The sequence below is a fragment of the Paracoccus amoyensis genome (genome assembly GCF_014490725.1).
GTDB lineage: Bacteria > Pseudomonadota > Alphaproteobacteria > Rhodobacterales > Rhodobacteraceae > Paracoccus > Paracoccus amoyensis.
Map to the genome: position 1 here is coordinate 239,125 of NZ_JACOQL010000005.1, position 20,775 is coordinate 259,899.

Sequence of the window (20,775 nt, forward strand, 5' to 3'; positions counted from 1 at the left end):
TCCGCCGCGGAACGCGAGATCACCGGCAGGCACAGGCCTGCCCCAACCCTCAAGCCTTCACTGTCAGGGTCTCGCCGCGGGTGTCCGCGAGCTCAAGGTCGCGGTTTCCGGAGCCGAACTTACCCAGCGGCAGGGCTTGGAGCGTGGCTTCGGTAATATAGACGGCACCGTTAAGGATCTCGCCGCGGGTAGGGTCAAGGAAGAAAGGCCAGTCACGGCTCTTCTATGTTCGAGACCGATTTTGGCTCATTTAAGAGTGTCCAGAAAGGGATATTATCTCTTTCTATACAAGGACTTCGAGTGAGTGTTGGTCTCGGTGGTTGCGGGTCCCCGCAACCAAAAAATCCACTAAAATCAAATAGATGTGATTGCGGTATCACCATACCACCGGTCAATCGCGCGTCTATATCAACGCCACATCAACACCGAACACCAAAAACTGCAACGGCAGGCATATACCGGAAGCCGGAGGCACTGGCCGACAAAAATGCCGCGATGAGAGTCGGAGCAACGCTATCGTTCAAACGAATCTCGCGTCGGATCACTCCTCAGATCGGTCCCAGCCACGATAGCACTCCACCGCGCGATTCGTCGCAGCAACATGCACGAGCGCGCAAAGGCGGGCGCAGGCCAGTGCGTCCCGGCATCGCATGGCGTCCCGGATACTGTTCATCCCCACCTGAACGCTGTATAAACGACCGCGATTGTAGGTTTTTTGATTTCGAGTCGGAGGCGCGATGAACGCTCCTTTCAAGCAGGCCGAGCGTCTGGGTCGTCTGACCACGGAGCTTGGCGCCGATGTTCTGGCCCTCTTGCGCTTTGATGGCAGCGATCATCTCAATGACCTTTTCGAGTATCGCGTCGAGGCGCTGGCCACCCGTGACGATCTGGATTTTGACGCACTCGTCGGCACCCATGCGACGGTCGAGATTGACGCCCATGACCAGCTGCGGCCCTTCGACGGCATCGTCACAAGCGCCCGGTGGGCGGGCGTGGGCGAGAACGGGCATCGCTATGATCTGACCCTGCGCCCTTGGTTCTGGCTGGCGGGGCGGCGCAGGAACCAGCGGATTTTCCACAACAGGACAGTCATCGAGATCCTGCAGGAGCTGCTCTCCGACTATGCGTCCTTGGGCGATCCGGCGCTGGAGATCAGCCTGTCGAAGGACTACCCGAGCCTCGAATACACGGTGCAATATCGCGAATCTGACCTCGATTTCGCCCGCCGCCAGATGGAGCGGGCCGGGATCAGCTTCCATTTCCGCCACGCCAAGGGCAGCCACACGCTGGTCCTGACCGATGACGTTCTGGCGCATGAGGAGATCGGGTCGCGCCCGTTCAAGCGCTATGACGGCCATCACCAGTTCGAACAGGAGCATTTCTGGGACTGGGCGCCCGAGCGCCATGTGACCACAGGTGCGATCCGGCTGGTGGATTACAACTTCAAGAAGCCGACCCAGGCGATGGAGGCCGACCGGCTGGGCGACGCGGCCCATGCGCAAGGCGCCATCGAGAGCTTCGACTATCCCGGCGATTATCTGGCGCAGGATGTGGGCCGGCTGGTGGCGGGGCTCAGGACCGAGCAGGAGCGTGGTGCCGACCGCCGCAACCGGGCGGTGGGCGATTGCGTCAGCCTCGGCGCCGGCATGCGGGTGATCTTGTCAGGCGACAAGGTGCCGGGAACGGGTGAGACCTATCTGTGCCTCTCGGCCAGCCATCACTTTGTCAGCGAGGCCTATGGCTCGGGCGGTCCGGGCAGCGACGGCTACAGCTTCACCGGCAGCTACACCCTGATGCCCGACACCGCGCCCATGGCCCCGCCACGCCGCACGCCCGCGGCGGTGGTACAGGGCCCACAAACCGCCGAGGTCGTCGGCGAGGGCGAGATCGACTGCGACGAATACGGCCGCATCCTGGTGCGCTTTCACTGGGATCTGGCGAACGCCTATTCGATGCGCTGCCGGGTCAGCCAGAACTGGGCCGGCGCCGGCTGGGGCGGCATGGTCATCCCAAGGATCGGGATGGAGGTACTGGTCGAATTCCTCGAAGGCGATCCCGACAAGCCGGTGGTCGTGGGCAATGTGTTCAACGGCAAGAACGATGCGCCGTACCCGCTGCCAGCGCATAAGACCAAGGCCGTCTGGAGGTCAAAGACCCACAAGGGCGAGGGTTTCAACGAAATCAGCTTCGAAGATGAGCAAGGGCAGGAGAACATTGCCATCCACGCCCAGAAGGACCAGACGCTGAAGGTCCTCAACAACCGCATGAAGCGGGTGGACAACGATCAGATCGAAAGCGTGGGTAGCAACAAGTCGATCGAGATCGGCAGCAACCATCAGGAACGCATCGGCGGGTCGATGAACCTGACGGTTGGTGGCGGCAAGCTGGGCCTCTTCGCCGCACTTGCCGGGATCGCGGGGCAGGCCACGAAGGACGCGCTGAACGTGGCGGAGGAGGTCGGCGATCCCTCGATCCCAGCCTTTCTGGGCGGGGTTGTGGCGGCGACCGTGGGCGGAGAGGTTGCGTCCAGCCCGCTGATCTCGGCCTTCGACGGGGCCGGTCAGAACAAGGCGGTTGCGGGGGCTGAACAGGTCGGCACGGGCACCGCGCTTGGCGGTGTCCTCTCGGCGATCATGCCGGTCTCGGGGGTGATGAACACGCTGGTCGAGAAGTTCAAGGCCGACACGATAGGTCTCGCACGGACCGAGCAGATCGGGCTGTTCAAGAACACCATGGTCGGCGCGGTCCGCAACACCATGGTCGGCCAGAAGGAGTTCACCAAGGTCGGGGTCGAGCAGCGCCTGCAGGTCGGCAAGACCAAGACCGTCGATGTGGGCGAGGAATACACGACTCATACCGGCCAGCGTTCGGCGCACAGTTCCGGCAAGCTTTACCAGATCTCGGCGCAGGAGAAGTTCGAGGGCACGTCGAAGGTCTGGGAGATCAAGGCCGACGATACGCTGCTGCTGTCAGCACCGGGCGGTTATGTCGAGATCAACAAATCCGGCGTCCGCATCCGCGGGCTGAAGGTGCTGATCGAGGGCAACGCCATCGACTTCAAGTCCGGCGGCCCCGGCGAAGGCAGCAAATGCCTCCGCGCCATGGCCAAATCCGCAACGCCGTTCGTGAGGTAGGTCGATGCAGCAGGACGATCCTTGGTCGCTGGGCGCGGCGAACAAACCCGCGCACGATGAACCGAAAACGGAAGCGCAGGCCCCAGGCTCACTGGAAGAAGCTTTGCTGGCAATGGACCACCAATCCGCCCCGGTCTTCGCGGTTCTCGACGGTGCGCAGTTCGACAACCTGCCGCAGGAATTGATGATGGGCGATTTTGTCAGCCGCCCGCTCTATCTGGATCGTGGCGACAACAACCCCGAACAGATCATCACCGCCCCGCATATGGTCTGGCTGGATGAGCGCCCGGAAAAGATCACCGGCCGCCAACCGCAGGAAACCATTCCCGCGCTGATGACCCTCATCGCCAACCGCCCCGCCGCCGTCTTCTGGCAATGCCCCGCAGGCGCCGAAGCCCTCTACAAGCATCTCAGGGGGATTAATGTGGTGCTCTACCCGAAAGCGGCGCTGCCGGATTATGAGGAGCCGCAGCCCGCAGAAACCGACGAAATTCGGCGGCTAGAGAAGCCAGATACCCATACCCTCGTCCTGTTTCGCCATGCAGATGCCAACGTGTTGGCGCAGACACTGGCGGCGATGAGTGCACTGGAGGTTGCGCGCTTCTATGGTCCGGCCACAAGCCTGATCTTCGCGCCAGTATCCGATTGGGCAAACGGTCAAACCTGGTGGCGTACCGACAGACCGGAGGACTTGCCCGATCCCCACCGCGGTCATCTGAGAATTTCGATGGAGACGGTAGGCCGAACCGAGGGCATCCGAATTCAACACAACAGAAGGCGCATTACCGCCTATCTGCGCCGTGTGGCTCCCGATCAAACGCGCAGCTTGGACGACGCAACGCTGGATGCGATGGCTGGGCGCTATATGAGCGAGGCGCACGCGTACGGAGTTCGTAGCGAGGCTGCCATGGGGCGATGGTGCTTTCTGCAAGTTGTCGCCGGTGGGCGAATGAGCAGCCAGAAGGAAATTGCGGACTATGTTGCGGTGCCGGATGGGAGGAAAACTGCAGACGAACGAGTACGCGATCTGATGGCAATGGTCGCCTTCAGGGCATCAAGGAGGTAAAATGGCTGCTATTGCTTTGGCTCCAGTGGGTGCTGCGCTCTGTACAGGCCCTCAGGCGCTCGTTTGTGGCGGTGTTGCCTTGCTTGCATTAGGTATCGGCGCTCTGATGGTTCAAGGTGCTGACGATGATGCAGAAGAAAATCTATCGGGAGCACAAACCGGCGCAGAAGCTTGCTCGACATGTGAACCGCCACAATGCGGACCTCTCAATGACGAGATCCGAGGGCTGCGCGATGAAATAGAGAGCCGTTACAGAGATATGGAAATCGACCAATATGACCTGTTCAATCGAGCTTACTCTAACCATTCACCGCTTTTCGTGAACGGCGTAAAAATCGGAAGCTGGGAAGGACATTTAATGCAGTACGAACAAAAGCAGACTCGCCTTCGCAATAAGACCGCTGATGCTCGGGGCCTTGGCTGTTCGATCACGACGCCAGATGCTGACCGCTGGGGAGGTCGGTCGGCACCGCTGCGCCCGAATCGCATATACCGATAGGATGATAGATATGGATTGGAAGAAAATAGGTAAGATTCTTGATCTTGTTGCGAGCGAAGTAAAGCGACAAGACGGCACCGTATGGAAGGCGTCGGCCAGCGAGCTGCAATCCCAATACAATGAAATGCCTTTCTGGATTTTGCTCTATGAGGATTCTGACCTTCAGAATGTGCATCGCGTTTTTCAAAAAATAGTTCGGCCGCATTTTTCTGAGATTAAGCCTGTAAAAATAACTGTTGCCTATCTTATGATGGTTGATGGACAAAAGATCCAAACTGATTATTTGGAGGGTGAGGGCGAGATAATGAATGATCAGCATTTAATGGGGCGTCGTCCAACGTCAATGGGGATGGGAGATTTCATAGTATTTAAGGGTATGAACTCAACGCGCTCATGAATCATTCGGATATGATGCTGGCGTAATTTTTCTGGTACTTTTTAGTTCCTGTCGAGGGGGAGCAGGCCTGATCTCGAGAACTGGAGTGGGTATCGCTGCGTGTTCTTAAGGGACAAAGTAATATGAGGCGGGACCTTTAAGAATGACGACGCAACGCTGGATGCGATGGCTGGGCGCTATATGAGCGAGGCGCACGCGTACGGAGTTCGTAGCGAGGCTGCCATGGGGCGATGGTGCTTTCAGCAAGTTGTCGCCGGTGGGCGAATGAGCAGCCAAAAGGAAATTGCGGACTATGTTGCGGTGCCGGATGGGAAGAAGAGGGCAGACGATCGAGTACGCGATCTGATGGCAATGGTCGCCTTCAGGGCATCGAGGAAGTAAATGGCTGTTATTGCATTGGCTACAGTGGGTGCTGCGCTCTGTACAGGCCCTCAGGCGCTCGTTTGTGGCGGTGTTGCCTTGCCTTGCTGGCATTAGGCATCGGCGCTCTGACGGTTCAGAGTGCTGACGATGATGCAGAAGAAAATCTATCGGGAGCACAAACCGGCGCAGAAGCGTGCTCGACATGTGAACCGCCAACCGAATGCAAAGATTTAGAAGATACGGCAAAACGGCGAAGGGACAAAATCCAGCAGCGATATCAAGAGTTGCCCGAAGACCAGCATGGATTCGACCGCAATCACTATTACAAGTGGCAGGCTCACCCTACCTACGGAAGCTGGGTTGGACATATTGAGTAACTCGAGGGCTGGCAGCGTGGTTTGCGGAACATTCTTGACGAATCGCGAACTCGTGGATGTCCAGCCATTTCTGGCGATACTAGCCGTGCCGCGACCCGCGATCTTCCAACACAACCGAGGCCAAAATTATGAACACTGAACTAGAGGTCGCGCTAAGGATCAGGCAGGAAACGCTGGAACAATTGCGCCAACATGATGGTCGCGAATGGAAGGAAGCGGCGGGAGAACTGCATTCGCAATTTCATGAGATCCCTTCGTGGATACTGCTATTTGAAGATTCTGATATCAAGAAGTGCCATGAAGCTTTCTTTCATATAGTGTCCCCTTACTTCGACCAATTGCCGGGATACGATTTCACAGTGAAATACATCAAGATAAATGATGGTGAGGAAATTTTTCTAGATTTTTGTGCCGACAATGAAGAGATACTTAACGCAGTCAGGCGGCCGGATCGGATCGGGCAACGGCCTATTCGTGAACCGCGCGCCGATTTGGACACTTTCAAAAGTGTCGATTCTAGAAGGTGAATACCCCATGTATTGCAGTATGGACACGAGCGGACCTGCCTTCGTGATCAGACGGCTGGTGCTCGGGCCTTGGCTGTTAGATCGCGACGTTAGGCGGGAACAGCCTGGCTGCCAATCGTTCACCGGCGCTCAAAGCAGCACGTGTATGCGGGATCATTTTAGGATTAACCGTCCTCAAAACGTGCTTATCAGGTAAATCCTTTACTCCGTAATCAGAATCAAAGGCCAATGCTTGTAAAATGGTAAGCCTGTCGCACCAACAGCTATTGAATATAGAACCTGCTTGGTATTGGATGGTGTCAGACCGTGCCGGCGAATTTGATGACACTTTATTGCGTCCTATGAAACGGCTTGATGTCGTTCACGCTGCGACGGAGGATTACTTCTCTAAGCAGGAGAATAATGATCCCTCGGGACCTGACACCCAGACCAGTAATAATGTGCGAGAGATGCTTGAACGGCTGGAGGATGCCGGTGAAGATGTTGATCGTATTTATGAATGGGGGCGCGCGTTAGACCATCAAATGTGGAGCTATGAAGACTTCGAAGGACGCCCATCTGCTTCGCTTTGGGGCAATACGATTGGCTGGTGGCGACCTGATGAACTCGCTAAGCTTGGTCGACCCGGCCCCGATGTACGAGATCGGCTGCATGCCTCGTGGAACGAGCAGGTCAATAAGCCCGCGGCTGCGCTGGAGCAACGCGTTAAACTTGATCGAAAAGCGTGGGAAGAAGATGAATCCCGTCGATCGGACTGGGATAACTTTCTCTGGGACAAGTGGTTCAAGGAGTTTCAATACGATCCCGCTACGGTGGCCGCGGATGGCTATGCCCAGATGCTGTTTCGGGAATGGTGGCGCAAGATTGGGCCAACGGTCACGCCGGAACAGCGCGTTCAGATGATGCGTTGGCATGAAACAGAGGCGCGGGCGCGTGATAAGGATGGTTTTCTTCAGCCGGATGAGATTGGCTGGATTGGAGATGCTGTAATGACCGACGTTTATCCGCCATTTTTCGAGGCGGCGGCTCGGGTTAAACAATCATAAGGGTGAATAAAGCTATGTCGAAACCAGTTGCCCTTCTCGGCCACGTGCATACCTGCCCGATCCACGGCGGCGGCCCGGTGATGAATCCCGGTCAGACTCTGGTGAAATTCAATGGGATCCCTCTTGCGGTCGAAGGCGGGCAATGCGGCTGTCCCGGGACGCCTCCGCTGCCTGACCCGATGGTCAAGGGATCAAACGTGGTGAAGATCAACGGGCGCGGGGTCATGCGGGTCGGTGATCAGACCGCGCATGGCGGAAAGATCGCGATGGGCGTTCCGACATTGAATTCCGATTGAAAGCGCTGTGGCGGTGATGGTGTATCTCCGAACAAGCTGGGTCGGCACCTGCGTTTCATTTTTTGTCGTAGGAAAGTGGTTATCTATTGCCGCATGCACAATTGTGCCTATTTTCGGGTGGGACAGCCCGCGCCGGTCATGCACTAACAATCAAACTGGACCACCAAAGTGGGGCCGATCAGGAGGAAGAGCCGCATCCAGCGCCTAGGGTCAGGACCCATTGATTTTTTTGTAGATGCGTGATTCACGGCTCGAAAACCGAGTGGTTAACATGTCTGATCTTTTCTGGCTCACGGATGCGCAGATGGCGCGTCTTGAGCCCTTCTTCCCGAAGTCCCACGGCAAACCCCGCGTCGATGACCGGCGTGTGCTGAGTGGGACTATCTTCATCAACCGCAATGGTTTACGGTGGCGCGACGCACCCGCGGAGTACGGACCGCACAAGACTTTGTACAACCGTTGGAAGCGGTGGAGCGACAAAGGTGTGTTCGCTAGGATGATGGCCGGTCTGGCTGCCGAACACAGCGAAGAGAAGACAGTGATGATTGACGCCACCTACCTGAAGGCCCACCGCACAGCGACCAGTTTGGGCGTCAAAAAAGGGGGCGTGGACGCCTGATCGGTCGCACCAAAGGCGGCATGAACACCAAGTTGCACGCAATCTGTGACAGCCAGGGAAGACCAATCGACCTGTTCGTTACCGCCGGGCAGGTGAGCGATTATATCGGCGCACGGGCACTGCTCAGCGGCCTGCCAAACGTCAAATGGCTGCTCGGGGATCGTGGCTATGACGCTGACTGGTTTCGAGAAGCGTTACAAGACAAAGCCCCATCCCCTCATGGCGCTCGGCCGCCGCGACCACTGCCATAGCAATCTGCCGACGCTGGCGCTGGTCTGCCCGCTGGAGCGATGGCGGCCTCGACGCGCTGGCAGATCGTTCGCCCCTGCCCAGGTCGGTCTGGAACCGCATTCCGGACACGGTTCGCGACGATGTTGTCGATTTTGCGCTGGAGCATGAGGACCTGACGCCGAGGGAACTGGCCGTCAAATACACCGACGAGAAACGCTACTTTGTCTCGAAATCATCGGTGTATCGCATCCTCAGCGCCGAGGATCTGATTACGGCACCGGCCCATGTGGTGATCCGGGCCGCCGATGAGTTCAGGGACAAGACCACGCGCCCGAACGAGCTCTGGCAAACCGACTTCACGCACCTCTCCCGATGTGCTTGGCATCGGGAGTAATGTTCGCCAGGTTCAGAGCCTCTCTCTCAATCTCACCGGCATCATCCCGCCCGTCAGAAAATCCGCCCAGTCCTGCATCAGGGCGCGGCGCTCCTCCAGCAGATTCTCGCGGAAAGTCGCCCCCTTCGCGGGGGCGTGGATCGAAACCATCCCCCACCTTCGCCAGTATCTCGGCGGGGTCGTCGCCCCCTTCGCGGGGGCGTGGATCGAAACTTCGATCACCAGATCATCCCTGAAAGCATCGATGTCGCCCCCTTCGCGGGGGCGTGGCTCGAAACCGCGCGTATCCATGTGCGGTGCGCCGTCTCGAAAAGTCGCCCCCTTCGCGGGGGCGTGGATCGAAACCCATGAGTCTATGATATCCGAGAGGCGTGCAGCGGTCGCCGAGGCGTCGGGATGGCAACATCATTCGATTCGTGGCGCCATTTCCGGATCGCTGAAAAAGAAGCTGGGGCTGACCGTGACGTCCGACAAGGTCGAAGTGCGTGGGCGGGTTTGCAAGCTGCAGAGCGAGTGAGGTCTTGGGCGCTGACCGTACATGCCAGCGCCCCAAAATCACTTCGCGAAGCGTTGTATCACCTCAGAGAGGTCGAGATGATCCTGGCATGCTCCGCTCCCTTGCGCCCGTTCCCCGTTTTCCAGCGCAGAAGCGTAGGCTACCGCAGGATCTTCTTCCAGTCGCTGCCGGATAGCCGCCAACTTTGGCCAGCGAGACTTTTCTGCGACATCGTGAAAATCAAGCCAACGAGCGACACCGATCAGGAAACCATCCGCAAGCGTCGGCCGTTCAGAAACAAGGTAGGGTGTTTTGTCAATCATCTCTTCCAGGCGATCATGACGCTCGATGACGGCTTCTTTTCCGAGTTTTCTAAGCGCCTCCTTACGGGCTGGATCATCATCCTCCATTTCCAATGCAGTCCATAAAGGCCCGAAAGCACTTGTGAAGCCGGTGTTAATAAAGGCCATGAACTGGTGCATCCGGTCGGCTTGATCGGACTGCGGTTCGAAGCTGATCCTGTGCCGATCGTCTCGCACGGCGAGCCACAGTGCAATTGCCATACTCTCGGTCAGCACTTCGCCATCATCCGTGATGAATACAGGCGTCTCTACGCGCGGATTGAGTTTTTTGTACGCTGGCTCCTGCATCTCTCCGAACATGTCGACGCGGCAGAGCTGATAGGGCTTGCCCAGCCACTCAAGGGCGGCGATGAGGCCCATCGAACTTCCCGATGGAAAGCCATAGACTAAGATAGGTTCCACTTTCAGGTTCTCCGTGATTGCAATTGATCACGCTGCGCAGCTGAACTGGAACCTAAGCGTTGTCAGTCTTAAGTAAATTACGCACTTTTTTGTAACCACGAGGCGCAGATGAAGACTCTTGTTTCCCGCTGCCCTATCGAAGAGGTCATGCAAGTTCTTAGCGGACGCTGGCCCACTTTGTTGATCTACTATCTTAAAGATGGCACGAAGCGTTTTAGCGATTTACGCAGGGATAATCCGACGATTTCGCATAAGATGTTAACGCTGGAACTTCGCAAACTCGAGGATGCCGGGATCATTTCTAGAACCGAGTTCGAAGGTTATCCGTTGCATGTTGAATATGATCTCACATCCGTTGGCGAACGGTTGGTTCCGTTGATCGATGCCTTAGGAGACTGGTGGGAGGAGGCCATCGGACCTGATGCGCCACATAATGAGTTCGCGACGCCGAAGAGCAGATCTGTGACCTGACTCGCGTGGTCTCAGCATCGGTTGGCGGTCAGGTCGGTGAAGGTCTTGTCGCTGCCATCCAGCGCCGCCATCCACCCGGTCAGATTCTGCCACCGTTCGATGGCCACATCGACATAGGCCGGGTTCAGTTCAATCCCGTAGCAGACCCGGCCGGTGGTCTCGGCCGCGATCAGGGTGATGCCGGACCCCATGAAAGGCTCGTAGGTCGCTTGTCCGGGGCTGGAATTGTTCAGGATCGGGCGGCGCATGAATTTGACCGGCTTTTGCGTACGGTTTCCGCATCCTGATCCTTGTTCGCGATCTGCCCCAGCGTGGTCTGCTTGCGATCCCCGGCCCAATGGCCCTTGCCGCGCTTCTTCACCGCATACCAACAGGGTTCGTGCTGCCAGTGGTAATCGCCACGGCTCAGGACCAGCCGGTCCTTGGCCCAGATGATCTGCGAGCGGTTGTCGAACCCGGCCGCGATCAGGCTGTCGGCGACGGTGGTGGTATGCAGCGCGCCATAGCAGACATAGGCGACAGCGCCGGGAAACAGGCCCATGCCTCGCGCCAGTCGGCGAGTTCCGTCTGTTGTCGGCGATCCGATAGGCCTGGCGCTCGGCCTCGTCGAGATGGCCGAGCCGGATCACCGGCACGTCCGCAAGCCCCAGTTGGTCGCCGCCAGCACCCGGCCATGACCGGCGATCAGCTCGCCATCGTACCCGGCCATGCAGGACACGGTCCAGCCGAAGCGCACTATGCTGGCGGCGATGCGGGCGACCTGATCGGGCCCGTGCATCTTCGCGTTCCGGGCATTGGGGCGCAGGTGCTCGATCGGCCAGAGTTCGATCTGGCGCGGCGCAAGGGCGAGTCCATGGGGCAGGGTGGTCCTGTGGCTTTGGGTGGCTTCTCGGGGGGGTGGATTCCCGTGGATTCCGATTCTGGAAACCGGGAATCCACTCCAACGGGATGCCCAACGCCTTGTTTTATTGACCGAAACGGCGCTCAGGCTTGCTGTCTGGGCTCAGGATGGATTCCCCGGTGAAATCACCTGACGCTAGAAAACTTCCGCGCTGCGCCCCCGAATACAGGATGCGCCGGGGAGAAACCAGGGTAGGGGGCGGGAGGTCCGAAACAGAAAAGCGCCCGAAAGGGTCAGTCCTCCGGGCGCTCTTCTTCGATGCTTGATGCATGAGTCAACAGGGGCGGATGTGTCAACGGGTTTTCGCTTCGTTCTCACCCTGATTGCGATAGTTGAGCTGCGGCAGCGGAGATTTGTCGACGTGAGGCAAAGCCTGGTGCCAGCACCGCGTCACATGAAGGCGGGTTTGTCGCCATCCGTGCCGGGTTTGTTCAGCCCGATATTGCCGCCGATATCCTCGGCCGGATCGCGCAAAAGCGTTATCACATAGGCAGCGACACTTTTGCGCGAGACCTCGGTGCCCTTGAAAGGCTCATTGCGGTTGGCCGTCTCATACTCGACCTCGTCGCGGTCGGTCAGCCAGGCCGGGCGCAGGATGGTGTAATCCAGCCCCGAGGCCTCGATCAGATCGGCGGCAGCGCGATAGGGCGGCAGGTAGGCGCCGATCTCGCGGCGATTCCATTCGCCGAACGCGCCGGGCACCTCGTCATAAATGCCAAGCGAGGTGACGAAGATCAGCCGCTTCACCCCGGTCTGATGCATGGCGTCCAGAAGGCTGCGGGCCATGACCTCCATGTCGCCGGTCAGGTTGGCATAGACGAGGTCCTGCCCCTGCATGGCCCGCGCCAGAGCCGCAGTATCGGTCACGTCGCCTTCGACGATGGCCATGCCGGTCGTGTTCAGGTCGCGCAGCTTGGCGGGGTTGCGTAGGAACAGCGTGGTGTTGATCGCGTCGTTGCCGTGCAGGAATTCGATGACATGGCGGGCAATCGCGCCGCTGGCACCGAGGATCAGGACATTGGTCATATCTGCGATCTCTTGATCTGGTCTGTTTCAGCGGTCCCCGGTGAACCGTGCCACCGGGGAGCAGTTGTCAGCGGCTTCCGGCGGCGACCACGCCCAGGTGCTTCTTGTAGAAGGGGATCAGCTTGTCCAAGGCGATCTTCACCGGCTCGGGTTTGTCATAAAGGTCGTAATGCGACCAGCCCTCGGCCACGACCAGTTCCTTGTCCTTGCTGGCCGCGCGCTCGACGATCTCGGCCCCGTCGCGGTAAGCCCCGAAGGCGCCGGGCTTGTCGCCGACGACGATGCACATCGGTCGGGTCAGCAGCATCTCGGCCAGATGAAAGGCGTCCCAGCCGACCGCCGCCGCCTGATGCGAGGGGACCGAGCGGTTCAGCCCATGCGGTTTCTGCCCGCGCGGCGTGCGATAGTAATCCGTGGCCTCCAGCGTGTCGATATCTGTGATACCGGCCTTCTTGGCCGCATCAACCGAGGGTGGCAGCAGGTCATCGACCTTGACGGATGTGCCGCGCACCTCGGCGGTGCGTTGCCTGGCCATGCCTTCCAGCGCGGCGATCGGGTCCATGCGGGTGAAATTGCCGCGCATCAGCCGACCGTAATTGACGCCGGTCACGGTGCCCAGCGCCTTGATGCGGCGTTCGGTCATGGTGGCGTTGACGGCATAGCCGCCGCCGCCGCAGATGCCCAGGACGCCGATGCGGTCCTCGTCGACATAAGGCAGCGTCATCAGATAATCGGTGACATGGCGGAAATCCTCGACCGCCTGCACCGGGTCTTCGATAAAGCGCGGCTCGCCGCCGCTCGCGCCCTGATAGCTGCGGTCGAAGGCGATGACGACAAAGCCCTCTTGCGCCAGTGCCTGACCATAGACGTTGCCCGAGGTCTGTTCCTTGCAGCTGCCGATCGGATGGGCGCTGATGATCGCGGGGTATTTCTTCGTTTCGTCGAAATCGGGCGGGAAATGGATGTCGGCGGCGATGTCCCAATACATGTCGGGATTGCGGAAGGTGATGCTTTCCATGATGCCTGTCCTTTTTTCAAAACTCGGTGGAAATAAGCGCGGGCGGCCAGGGCAGCCCGCGCAGGCCGATGGGCCGGATCAGCCCTTCAGGTTGCGGGCGAAGAAGGGGGCCAGCACGCCGACCGCCTCGGTGATTTCCCTTTCGCCGTCATACATGTCCATGTGGTTCGAGCCCTCGACGACATGGAACTGCTTGTCGGTGCTGGCGGCGCGGGCGAACAGATCGTCGCTCATCCATTTGCTGCCCGCTTCGCTGCCGGCGATCACCAGCAGGGGCTGGGTCAGATAGGCCTCGGCCTTGGCATAGGCGTCATAGGGGATGATCTGGTCGAGGCTGCGCGCGGTCATGTAGCCGGGCGAGGTCGGATATTGCGCGCGCGGCGTGTGGTAATATTCCCATGCCTGACGCAACTCTTCGTTCGGGGCGTCGGCTTCGTTCAGGGGTGCCAGCGGGAAACGCGCCGGCTCTCCGCCCTGCGCATCGGCCGTGCGGGCATCGGCGCCCATCTGGATGATGGCGCGGGCATCGGCATCGGCGATGTTGTTTTCCCAGCCGTTGCGGAACATCTGGCCGATATTGACGGCGCTGACCGTGCCCACCGCCTTGATCCGCGGATCGTTGATCGCGGCATTGGCCGTGTAGCCCGCGCCCGCGCAGATCCCCATCGCGCCGATCCGGTCATTGTCGACATAGGGCAGCGTGGTTATGTAATCGACGACCGCGCTGACATCTTCCGTCCGCACCGAGGGATTTTCCGTCTGCCGCGGCAGCCCGCCCGATTCGCCCTGATAGCTGGCGTCATAGGCGATCGTGACGAAACCCTGCTTGGCCAGCTCGGCCGCATAGGTGCCGGCGGTCTGTTCCTTCACGCCGCCGCCGGGATGGCTGACGATGACCGCCGGATAGGTTTTGGTTTCGTCAAAACCTTCAGGGAAATTGACAACCGCCGACATGTCGATGGTGGGGTTGTTGGTATTGGTGAAGCTGATTTTCTTCATATCAATCTCCTGTTCGCATCCGCGGGAAGCCCGGGCTGCCCTTCTGGTTCCCCCGAATATGAGCGATGGAACAGAAATTGATAATACGTTAAAACTTCTTGAACCTATAAGCAGGATGATAAATGAACCGCGAGAACATGGCCGACCTGACCGCCTTCGTCACCGTGGCGCAGGAACGGAACTTCACCCGCGCGGCGGCCAGGCTGGGGATCTCGCAATCCGCACTCAGCCAGATCATCCGGCGGCTGGAGGCGCGGCTGGGCTTGCGACTGCTGTCGCGCACCACCCGCAGCGTTGCCCCTACCGAGATCGGAGAGCAATTGCTGGCCACGCTCGCCCCGATGATGCGCGAGATCGAGGGCAGTCTGGCCTCGCTCAGCCAGTTTCGCGACCGGCCTTCCGGCAGGATCCGTATTACGACGGTCGAACATGCCGCCAAGACGGTGATCGTTCCGGCGATCCGCGACCTGCTGCACGAAAATCCCGACATCACCGTCGAGGTCGTCATCGACTACGGGCTGGCCGATATCGTCAGTGACCGCTTTGATGCCGGGGTCCGGCTAGGCGCCGATGTCGCCCGCGACATGATTGCCGTGCGCATTTCGCCCGATATCCCGATGTCGATCGTCGGCGCGCCGTCCTATTTCCAAAGCCACGCGATCCCGCTGACGCCGCAGGATCTGCTTGACCACCGCGCCATCAACCTGCGCCTGCCGACCTCGGACACGCTGAACGCCTGGCGCGTCATGCAGGACGGTCAGGAAACCCGCGTCCGCGTCGAAGGCCCGCTGATCTTCAACACCATCGACCTGATCCTTGATGCGGCGCTCGACGGGCACGGCCTGGCCTATCTGCCCAGCGATCAGGTGCGGCGCTATGTTGTGGCGGGCCGCCTGCTGCCCGTGTTGCAGGACCAGCTGCCGCCGCTGCCCGGCTATCACCTGTATTACGCCAACCGCCGCAACGCCTCGCCCGCCTTCCGGCTGTTCGTCGAGTCGGTGCGGTGGCGTGGCAGCAGCCGGGGCCGCAAATGACGGCACCTTACGGTGGGCGCTATAGCGTCTGATTATTCCATATCTGACATTGCATTCCAGAAACGAGAAAGCGCCACCCAATATGTGACAAGTGTCGTTGAAGGCGCAGCGGGGATCGAGCATCTGCAAGCAAACGACAGAGGGGCTCCGCTTCGTGTAACTTGGTGTGGCTCGTGGCCAAGAGCGGATTGTTCCACGTGTTTGCGTCTTACCTCCACGGTCGCCGCTTTGGTATCGCCTCGGTCGCGGTGATCTCGCTCAGCATGCCGCGCGCGAGCAACCCGTCCCGCACCCAGTCCAGCGCCCGCCACCAGTGCTCGTAGTGGCGATGGGCGGCGGCGATCTGATCGGGATGCTGCGACCAGGTGACCGGGCAGGCGCGCAACTCGACCATTCGCCATTTGCCATGTAACAGAACGCGCGCGGCGCCGACCGGAACGGTGATCGAGCGGGTGCCATGCTGGTTGCGCTTCATCTCGGCTGGCACGCAGCGGGGCACGGCGCCGGGCAACCAGTCCGGTGTCATGCCAGCGCGGGCCAGTTCGGCGATACGAATGGCCATGCGCAGCCCGCCGAGGGAACTAGGCAGGTTTGCCACGCAGGCCGCGACGACCTCGGCATCAACATGGGTGTAGGATCCCATTTTGTGCTTACCGCCTCCCACCCTGCCAAAGCCTGAAGGACTGGGGCCGAAGCTGCTCAGATGGGGCAAATGGGGTGCCAGATTCGGGGCGGTGGTTGGGATCCTGACCCCCAGCCCTCTGGGCGACGGCACTTTGCCGGACTGGTATCGCGACCTGAATTCGCCCGATCCGTTCCGTCGCAGGACGGCGGAAGAGGCAAGCCGGATCTATCGCGGCAACCCCGCCCTGCGGCCCGAACTGGAAGAATGGTATGGCGATGAGGTGAGGGGGCGCCCACAGCCGGCGCCGGCGGATGACGTCGATGAAAGACCACGCGCCGTACCCGTTCCAGACAACGTGCGCGTGACAGAGCGTGAAGAGTATCGCAAGAAATGTCAGGTTGACCGCTATGCCGTCATGCGCAACATCTGTGGTCGCTATGGCATGCAGGCACATCATATCGTCCCGAATTGGACTTTGCGCTATGGAACACGAAACGATGGCAGTCAGCGGATACCGAGCATGCCCAGCCTGAACGACGGCATGGCGATCTGCGTGATGGGAAATGCGACCGAGAAGGACACCGAGCATAATCAAGCGCATTTTGCAGACGGAGCGATCGAAGCGATCGGAAAAAACGCAACGCCGCCTTACACGGCAACGGTAGGATCAGTGGTGCGAGCGTCATCTGAAGCAATGGTTGCGGTTCGACCAGACTGCAGAGCGCAGATACGGGCGGCAGTTACAGGTCAGTTCGGAACAAGGAATCCAAATCAGCTTCTCCGTGCCAAACGCTTGCCACCCCTGCCTCAGGAAACCGTCACCGCCTTGCGCAGCGGTGCAACCTACCCCGTGCCATAGAGGATCCAGATGCCCACGATCATGTTCACCCGCGCCGCCGCATCTTCCGCCGATACGCTGATGATTTCTGCCGTTCTCGACGAGGACAACGACGAGGCGATCTATCAGCCTGCCGCGCGCGTCTTTCAGTATGAGCATAAAAACCCACCGGGCGAGCAGTGGTTCGTCAGCGACTTTGCCCTCAGCGTGCAGGACATCGCGGTGATCGAACAGCCGGAGGTTTCCCCGGATCGCCCGCGCTTCTTTGCGCTTCTGGGGGCCGAAGGTGATGTCGCCTATCTCTCCCGCCCTGATCGCCATCAGGAGATGATCGAAGGGGCTGGCACAAGTAATCCGGGGTCGAAGTTCTACGGGCAGGTGCTGACGCTGAGGCAGATCGGCCAGCGCCTTTACGTCATCGGGATCGGCGGGCAGATCTATGTTCGCAAAGGCCCGGATGACTGGCGGATACTGACGGATGCTGTGCTGTTTGATCGGCAGGCCGACACACAACAGTTAATGAGCGCTCCAGATATGGACAGCCCGGACTTTCTCGAGTGGTGGGAAAGTAATCGACTCAACAACCCCGCCTCCCGCAACATCATCTTCCGCGACATCGCAGGCCTGTCGGAAGACGCGCTCTATATCTGCGGCGAGGTCGGACCGGGCGCGAAGCCTGTCCTGTGCTACTGGGACGGCCGGACTCTCGAAGAACTGAAAGTGCCGCTGGAAGAAGCTACCCTGGCCGGCATCCACATCGAAAGCCCCGACAGCGTCTGGATCTGCGGCCGCGAAGGGGTGATCCTGCATGGCAGCCGGGCGCGGGGCTTCAACCCTGTCAATGCCGACACCCGGCTGAACCTGTTTCACGGGTTCACGTCCTGGCGCGACAGCTTGCTGATGCCCGCCTCTGTCCGCCCCGGTGGGTTGTGGCGGCTTGACCTCCAATCGAACGCCGTCAGCCGGTTCGAGCCGCGCCTGCCGAAGCTCAATCGTCTCGACAGCAATCCGGAATATGCGTTGGGCGGGCCGTTCTTTGCGCAGGCCTTCGGGGATGTCATCTGGGCCGTGGCCGACAAGGACATCTTCCGCTTCGACGGGCAGCAGTGGGAACGGATCAAGCATCCCGATCTGCCCTAGATGCCGGGACTGAACATATACCAAACCGCATGGACCGGGCTGGATACACAAAGTTTAGGACACTCCCTTCGCTCGCTGCTGGGCGCAATGAAACTGGCCGCGCTTGGATCCTCACCGCTGCTCCAAGTGTCGCCATCTCCCGTCCCGACGCTTGCACTGCGGAAAACCCACCCCTGATTGACCAAGACAAGCTCACCTCAACGCCACCTCAACCCTTGTCTGCAGTTTTCGTGCAGGTTGGCCGCGCTCCACCTTGTGGGGCGATCTCCGCGAATTTTTGGATCTGTTGCTGCTGAGCAAATTACCCGTTTTCTGTTAGGATTCCGCTCTTCAGCAAGCGCTACTGCTGATTGCGTAATTGCGCCGTAATTGGCGGGATCATCATCGGCCCTCGGCATAGGCGGTATAAATTTTACGCTTTCGAGTCGGTGTCGCAATCGCGGGGTAGAGGCATCTGCTAAAGGCCCAGTCAGGTCACCATGCAGCGCAAGGCCCGCCATTGGTGTTCCATGGCCCGGCCCATCATAGTGATCATCTCCGCCCCAATCGTTGTCTATCGATTGTACATCTTCTGGCGCCAGAACCGGCTCAATTAGAGGATGTGCGCGGTTCACGCCGGTGTCGAGCAGGCAAACTGCCGGAACGTCGGTCCCAGGCCAAACTATCCTATTTGCAAGATCGTCTACTAGTCCGTCCTGCTCCCGGCCGGAAAGATCGACCAAAATGGCGGGGTCGTCGGTTGCAAAGCCGATCTCGGCTAGGCCGGGTTGCCCAATATTGAGCATTTTTTCAAGCTGGCAACGGGTAGCATGGACAGGGATGATGCGAACATCAGGGAAAGTACTCCATCTTTCCTCGGGGGCTACCTGCATATCGAGCGCGCGGGAAAGACCAACTACCTCGTCGGCGTAAATGTCCCAGCACCATAGGCCCCACCATGACGCAGTACCATCTGCTGGTGGCAGTAGTGCGGGATCCTCTCGCCAAAGGTCGATGAGCTCTGTTGGTGCAAAGCCTTCTATCGGCTGCATTTCGCCCGCCAGTGGAGGATTGCCTTTCTCAGTCAAAGCTCCAGTTCGATAACGCTCGACGCGTTCGGTGATATAGTCCCTTGCGTCCTGATCACGGACGTGCAGGACCATTTTGCGCTTATCGCCATCCTCTCCGGCTGCACTTTGACGAATGCCCTTATCGATCTTTTCGATGTCGAGCTCTTTGGCGGCGCGGTCGAGTAAAACTGTCACGAATGCCCCTTCGCCAAGAGTAACTCCGGGCGGAAGCGCGTCTTGCTTTGGACGACGGGCCTCTGTGGTTTCGAACGATGCGGCTAGACCCGCACTCAATCGATCTCCATGTTGCTCGCGGTTACGGGCAAAGGTTGTCCCGCCTCGCGCCTGATGAGCCATGTAAGAATGCGGCGTCAGCAGGGATGTAATATCGATATGCCCACGGTCGTAATCAGCCAAACTCTAGCCCGAAATCTCTTGGTTACCGTTAAAGATGTTGCGCATATCGTGACGAGCCGTGAGCTGCTGTAACAGATCCTCAGTGCGCACTACATTGCGTTCCGACAACAAGGCGACCTTCGCCGCCTCGTCGGCCGCGCGCGCAAGTTCAGCTTGGCTAAGCCCTGACCCTGCTTCGACTATTTTGCTCCATGCAATCCGAGGGTACTTCATCGGTCGTAGATGATTGCGGATAACCTCACAGATCTCGTCAGGAGACGGCATATCGAAGCTCAGAACCTCGTCAAATCTGCGCTGCAAAGCTCGATCGAGAAGTTCGGGGTGGTTTGTCGCTGCTAAAACTAGGCTATCTGTAGACGTAGGTTCTTCCATAAATTGCAGAAAGCTGTTCAGCACTCGCCGCATTTCGCCCACATCATTCGTCGCGTCTCGTCTCCCGCCGACAGCATCAAATTCATCGAATAGGTAGACTCCGCGATGCTTGATCGTCTCGTCGAAAACCAGTCTCAATTTGGCGGAAGTTTCACCCATGTAACGCGTGATCAGCCCTTCAAGCCTTACGACGAAGAAAGGTAGGCGCAGCTCACCTGCCAGCGCCTCCGCAGTCAGAGTTTTTCCAGACCCCGGCGGTCCAGCAAAAAGAAGCCGTCGTGAAGGTGTTCGATTGCCTTCGCGAAGCCAAGCGCGGCGGTCTTGCTGCACCACAACGCGATCTAGCTTTTCGCGGAGAGGTCCGGCCAGGACAACTTGGGAAAGTTTCAACCTAGGTTCGCGAAGATCGAGTAAACCTTCGAGATCACCACGAGGGCGAGCTAAGGAAACTCGAACCGATGGCTTGTCCCCTCTGCTGCGCCGCAACTCCTCAACTGCAGCTCGAAGCTGCTCGGCGTTGCTACGTCGCCCCTGGCGCGCTTCAGCCGCAGCAACTTGCAGGGCGATCGCAAGGAACTGGTCCTCGTCGCCTTCTGCGCGACTGCGCAACATAGAAAGGATTTGCTTGGTATTGGACATTGGTTTTCATGGGCTCGTATAGCGAGTCTAGACGTGA

20 protein-coding genes and 3 pseudogenes are annotated in these 20,775 nt (G+C 59.2%); 14 read left to right on the forward strand and 9 right to left on the reverse strand.

From position 1 onward, the window contains the following. Window positions 1-737 precede the first annotated feature (737 nt). The 9 genes and pseudogenes from H4P12_RS16620 to H4P12_RS16660 all read left to right on the forward strand — a co-directional run. On the forward strand, window positions 738-3,134 hold the full coding sequence (locus H4P12_RS16620) for a type VI secretion system Vgr family protein (RefSeq protein WP_187794782.1): 2,397 nt from the start codon (window positions 738-740) through the stop codon (window positions 3,132-3,134). A 4-nt stretch (window positions 3,135-3,138) separates the two neighbouring features. Beyond that, complete coding sequence (locus H4P12_RS16625) at window positions 3,139-4,200, forward strand: DUF4123 domain-containing protein (protein WP_187794783.1); 1,062 nt, start codon at window positions 3,139-3,141, stop codon at window positions 4,198-4,200. 1 nt (window position 4,201) lies between these two features. After that, a complete protein-coding gene (locus tag H4P12_RS16630; RefSeq protein WP_187794784.1) occupies window positions 4,202-4,699 on the forward strand; it encodes a hypothetical protein in 498 nt (165 codons plus the stop codon). 10 nt (window positions 4,700-4,709) lie between these two features. After that, window positions 4,710-5,096, forward strand: coding sequence for a hypothetical protein (locus H4P12_RS16635; protein WP_187794785.1), 387 nt, complete (start codon window positions 4,710-4,712; stop codon window positions 5,094-5,096). A gap of 868 nt (window positions 5,097-5,964) precedes the next feature. Next, the gene (locus H4P12_RS16640; RefSeq protein ID WP_187794786.1) at window positions 5,965-6,363 is read left to right on the forward strand and encodes a hypothetical protein; all 399 of its coding nucleotides are present in this window, start codon (window positions 5,965-5,967) and stop codon (window positions 6,361-6,363) included. A gap of 341 nt (window positions 6,364-6,704) precedes the next feature. Then, the gene (locus tag H4P12_RS16645) at window positions 6,705-7,409 is read left to right on the forward strand and encodes a hypothetical protein (protein WP_187794787.1); all 705 of its coding nucleotides are present in this window, start codon (window positions 6,705-6,707) and stop codon (window positions 7,407-7,409) included. 14 nt (window positions 7,410-7,423) lie between these two features. Continuing rightward, on the forward strand, window positions 7,424-7,705 hold the full coding sequence (locus H4P12_RS16650) for a PAAR domain-containing protein (protein WP_187794788.1): 282 nt from the start codon (window positions 7,424-7,426) through the stop codon (window positions 7,703-7,705). A gap of 271 nt (window positions 7,706-7,976) precedes the next feature. Next, a pseudogene (locus tag H4P12_RS16655) lies at window positions 7,977-8,530 on the forward strand (IS5 family transposase); the annotation flags it as partial. A 59-nt stretch (window positions 8,531-8,589) separates the two neighbouring features. Next, window positions 8,590-8,937, forward strand: a pseudogene (locus H4P12_RS16660) (helix-turn-helix domain-containing protein); the annotation flags it as partial. A gap of 24 nt (window positions 8,938-8,961) precedes the next feature. Here the strand turns inward: H4P12_RS16660 and H4P12_RS19290 are convergent. Further along, a complete protein-coding gene (locus tag H4P12_RS19290) occupies window positions 8,962-9,240 on the reverse strand; it encodes a hypothetical protein (RefSeq protein WP_425498229.1) in 279 nt (92 codons plus the stop codon). 64 nt (window positions 9,241-9,304) lie between these two features. Here H4P12_RS19290 and H4P12_RS16665 point away from each other — a divergent pair, with 64 nt between their 5' ends. After that, on the forward strand, window positions 9,305-9,466 hold the full coding sequence (locus tag H4P12_RS16665; RefSeq protein WP_187794789.1) for a DUF3489 domain-containing protein: 162 nt from the start codon (window positions 9,305-9,307) through the stop codon (window positions 9,464-9,466). A 38-nt stretch (window positions 9,467-9,504) separates the two neighbouring features. On the opposite strand, the gene H4P12_RS16670 is transcribed toward H4P12_RS16665, so the two are convergent. Beyond that, a complete protein-coding gene (locus tag H4P12_RS16670; protein ID WP_187794790.1) occupies window positions 9,505-10,209 on the reverse strand; it encodes a glutathione S-transferase N-terminal domain-containing protein in 705 nt (234 codons plus the stop codon). Window positions 10,210-10,317: 108 nt separating this feature from the next. Between H4P12_RS16670 and H4P12_RS16675 the strand changes: the two genes are divergently transcribed. Then, on the forward strand, window positions 10,318-10,680 hold the full coding sequence (locus H4P12_RS16675; protein ID WP_187794791.1) for a winged helix-turn-helix transcriptional regulator: 363 nt from the start codon (window positions 10,318-10,320) through the stop codon (window positions 10,678-10,680). A gap of 11 nt (window positions 10,681-10,691) precedes the next feature. Here H4P12_RS16675 and H4P12_RS16680 read toward each other — a convergent pair. The 4 genes and pseudogenes from H4P12_RS16680 to H4P12_RS16695 form a co-directional block, all read right to left on the reverse strand. Next, window positions 10,692-11,542: pseudogene (locus tag H4P12_RS16680) on the reverse strand (site-specific DNA-methyltransferase). A 429-nt stretch (window positions 11,543-11,971) separates the two neighbouring features. Then, window positions 11,972-12,607 carry an SDR family oxidoreductase gene (locus tag H4P12_RS16685; RefSeq protein WP_187794792.1) on the reverse strand — a complete coding sequence of 212 codons (636 nt, stop codon included), beginning with the start codon at window positions 12,605-12,607 and terminating at the stop codon, window positions 11,972-11,974. A 67-nt stretch (window positions 12,608-12,674) separates the two neighbouring features. Continuing rightward, window positions 12,675-13,625 carry an alpha/beta hydrolase gene (locus tag H4P12_RS16690; RefSeq protein WP_187794793.1) on the reverse strand — a complete coding sequence of 317 codons (951 nt, stop codon included), beginning with the start codon at window positions 13,623-13,625 and terminating at the stop codon, window positions 12,675-12,677. Window positions 13,626-13,703: 78 nt separating this feature from the next. Continuing rightward, window positions 13,704-14,624: an alpha/beta hydrolase gene (locus tag H4P12_RS16695; RefSeq protein WP_187794794.1), complete on the reverse strand. Its 921-nt coding sequence runs from the start codon at window positions 14,622-14,624 to the stop codon at window positions 13,704-13,706. Window positions 14,625-14,746: 122 nt separating this feature from the next. Here H4P12_RS16695 and H4P12_RS16700 point away from each other — a divergent pair, with 122 nt between their 5' ends. Then, on the forward strand, window positions 14,747-15,658 hold the full coding sequence (locus H4P12_RS16700; protein WP_187794795.1) for a LysR family transcriptional regulator: 912 nt from the start codon (window positions 14,747-14,749) through the stop codon (window positions 15,656-15,658). A 208-nt stretch (window positions 15,659-15,866) separates the two neighbouring features. Here the strand turns inward: H4P12_RS16700 and H4P12_RS16705 are convergent, their stop codons facing one another. Next, window positions 15,867-16,301 (reverse strand): hypothetical protein, encoded by a 435-nt coding sequence (locus tag H4P12_RS16705; protein ID WP_187794796.1) that lies wholly within the window; start codon window positions 16,299-16,301, stop codon window positions 15,867-15,869. A 91-nt stretch (window positions 16,302-16,392) separates the two neighbouring features. Here H4P12_RS16705 and H4P12_RS16710 point away from each other — a divergent pair, with 91 nt between their 5' ends. Both H4P12_RS16710 and H4P12_RS16715 read left to right on the forward strand, forming a co-directional pair. After that, entirely contained in the window at window positions 16,393-17,142 is a 750-nt protein-coding gene (locus H4P12_RS16710; protein ID WP_187794797.1) for a hypothetical protein, read from the forward strand. Between the two features lie 21 nt (window positions 17,143-17,163). Beyond that, a complete protein-coding gene (locus H4P12_RS16715; RefSeq protein WP_187794798.1) occupies window positions 17,164-18,261 on the forward strand; it encodes a hypothetical protein in 1,098 nt (365 codons plus the stop codon). 197 nt (window positions 18,262-18,458) lie between these two features. On the opposite strand, the gene H4P12_RS16720 is transcribed toward H4P12_RS16715, so the two are convergent. Both H4P12_RS16720 and H4P12_RS16725 read right to left on the reverse strand, forming a co-directional pair. Next, the gene (locus tag H4P12_RS16720) at window positions 18,459-19,727 is read right to left on the reverse strand and encodes a S8 family serine peptidase (RefSeq protein ID WP_187794799.1); all 1,269 of its coding nucleotides are present in this window, start codon (window positions 19,725-19,727) and stop codon (window positions 18,459-18,461) included. A gap of 3 nt (window positions 19,728-19,730) precedes the next feature. After that, the gene (locus tag H4P12_RS16725) at window positions 19,731-20,738 is read right to left on the reverse strand and encodes an AAA family ATPase (protein WP_187794800.1); all 1,008 of its coding nucleotides are present in this window, start codon (window positions 20,736-20,738) and stop codon (window positions 19,731-19,733) included. Between the last annotated feature and the right edge of the window lie 37 nt (window positions 20,739-20,775).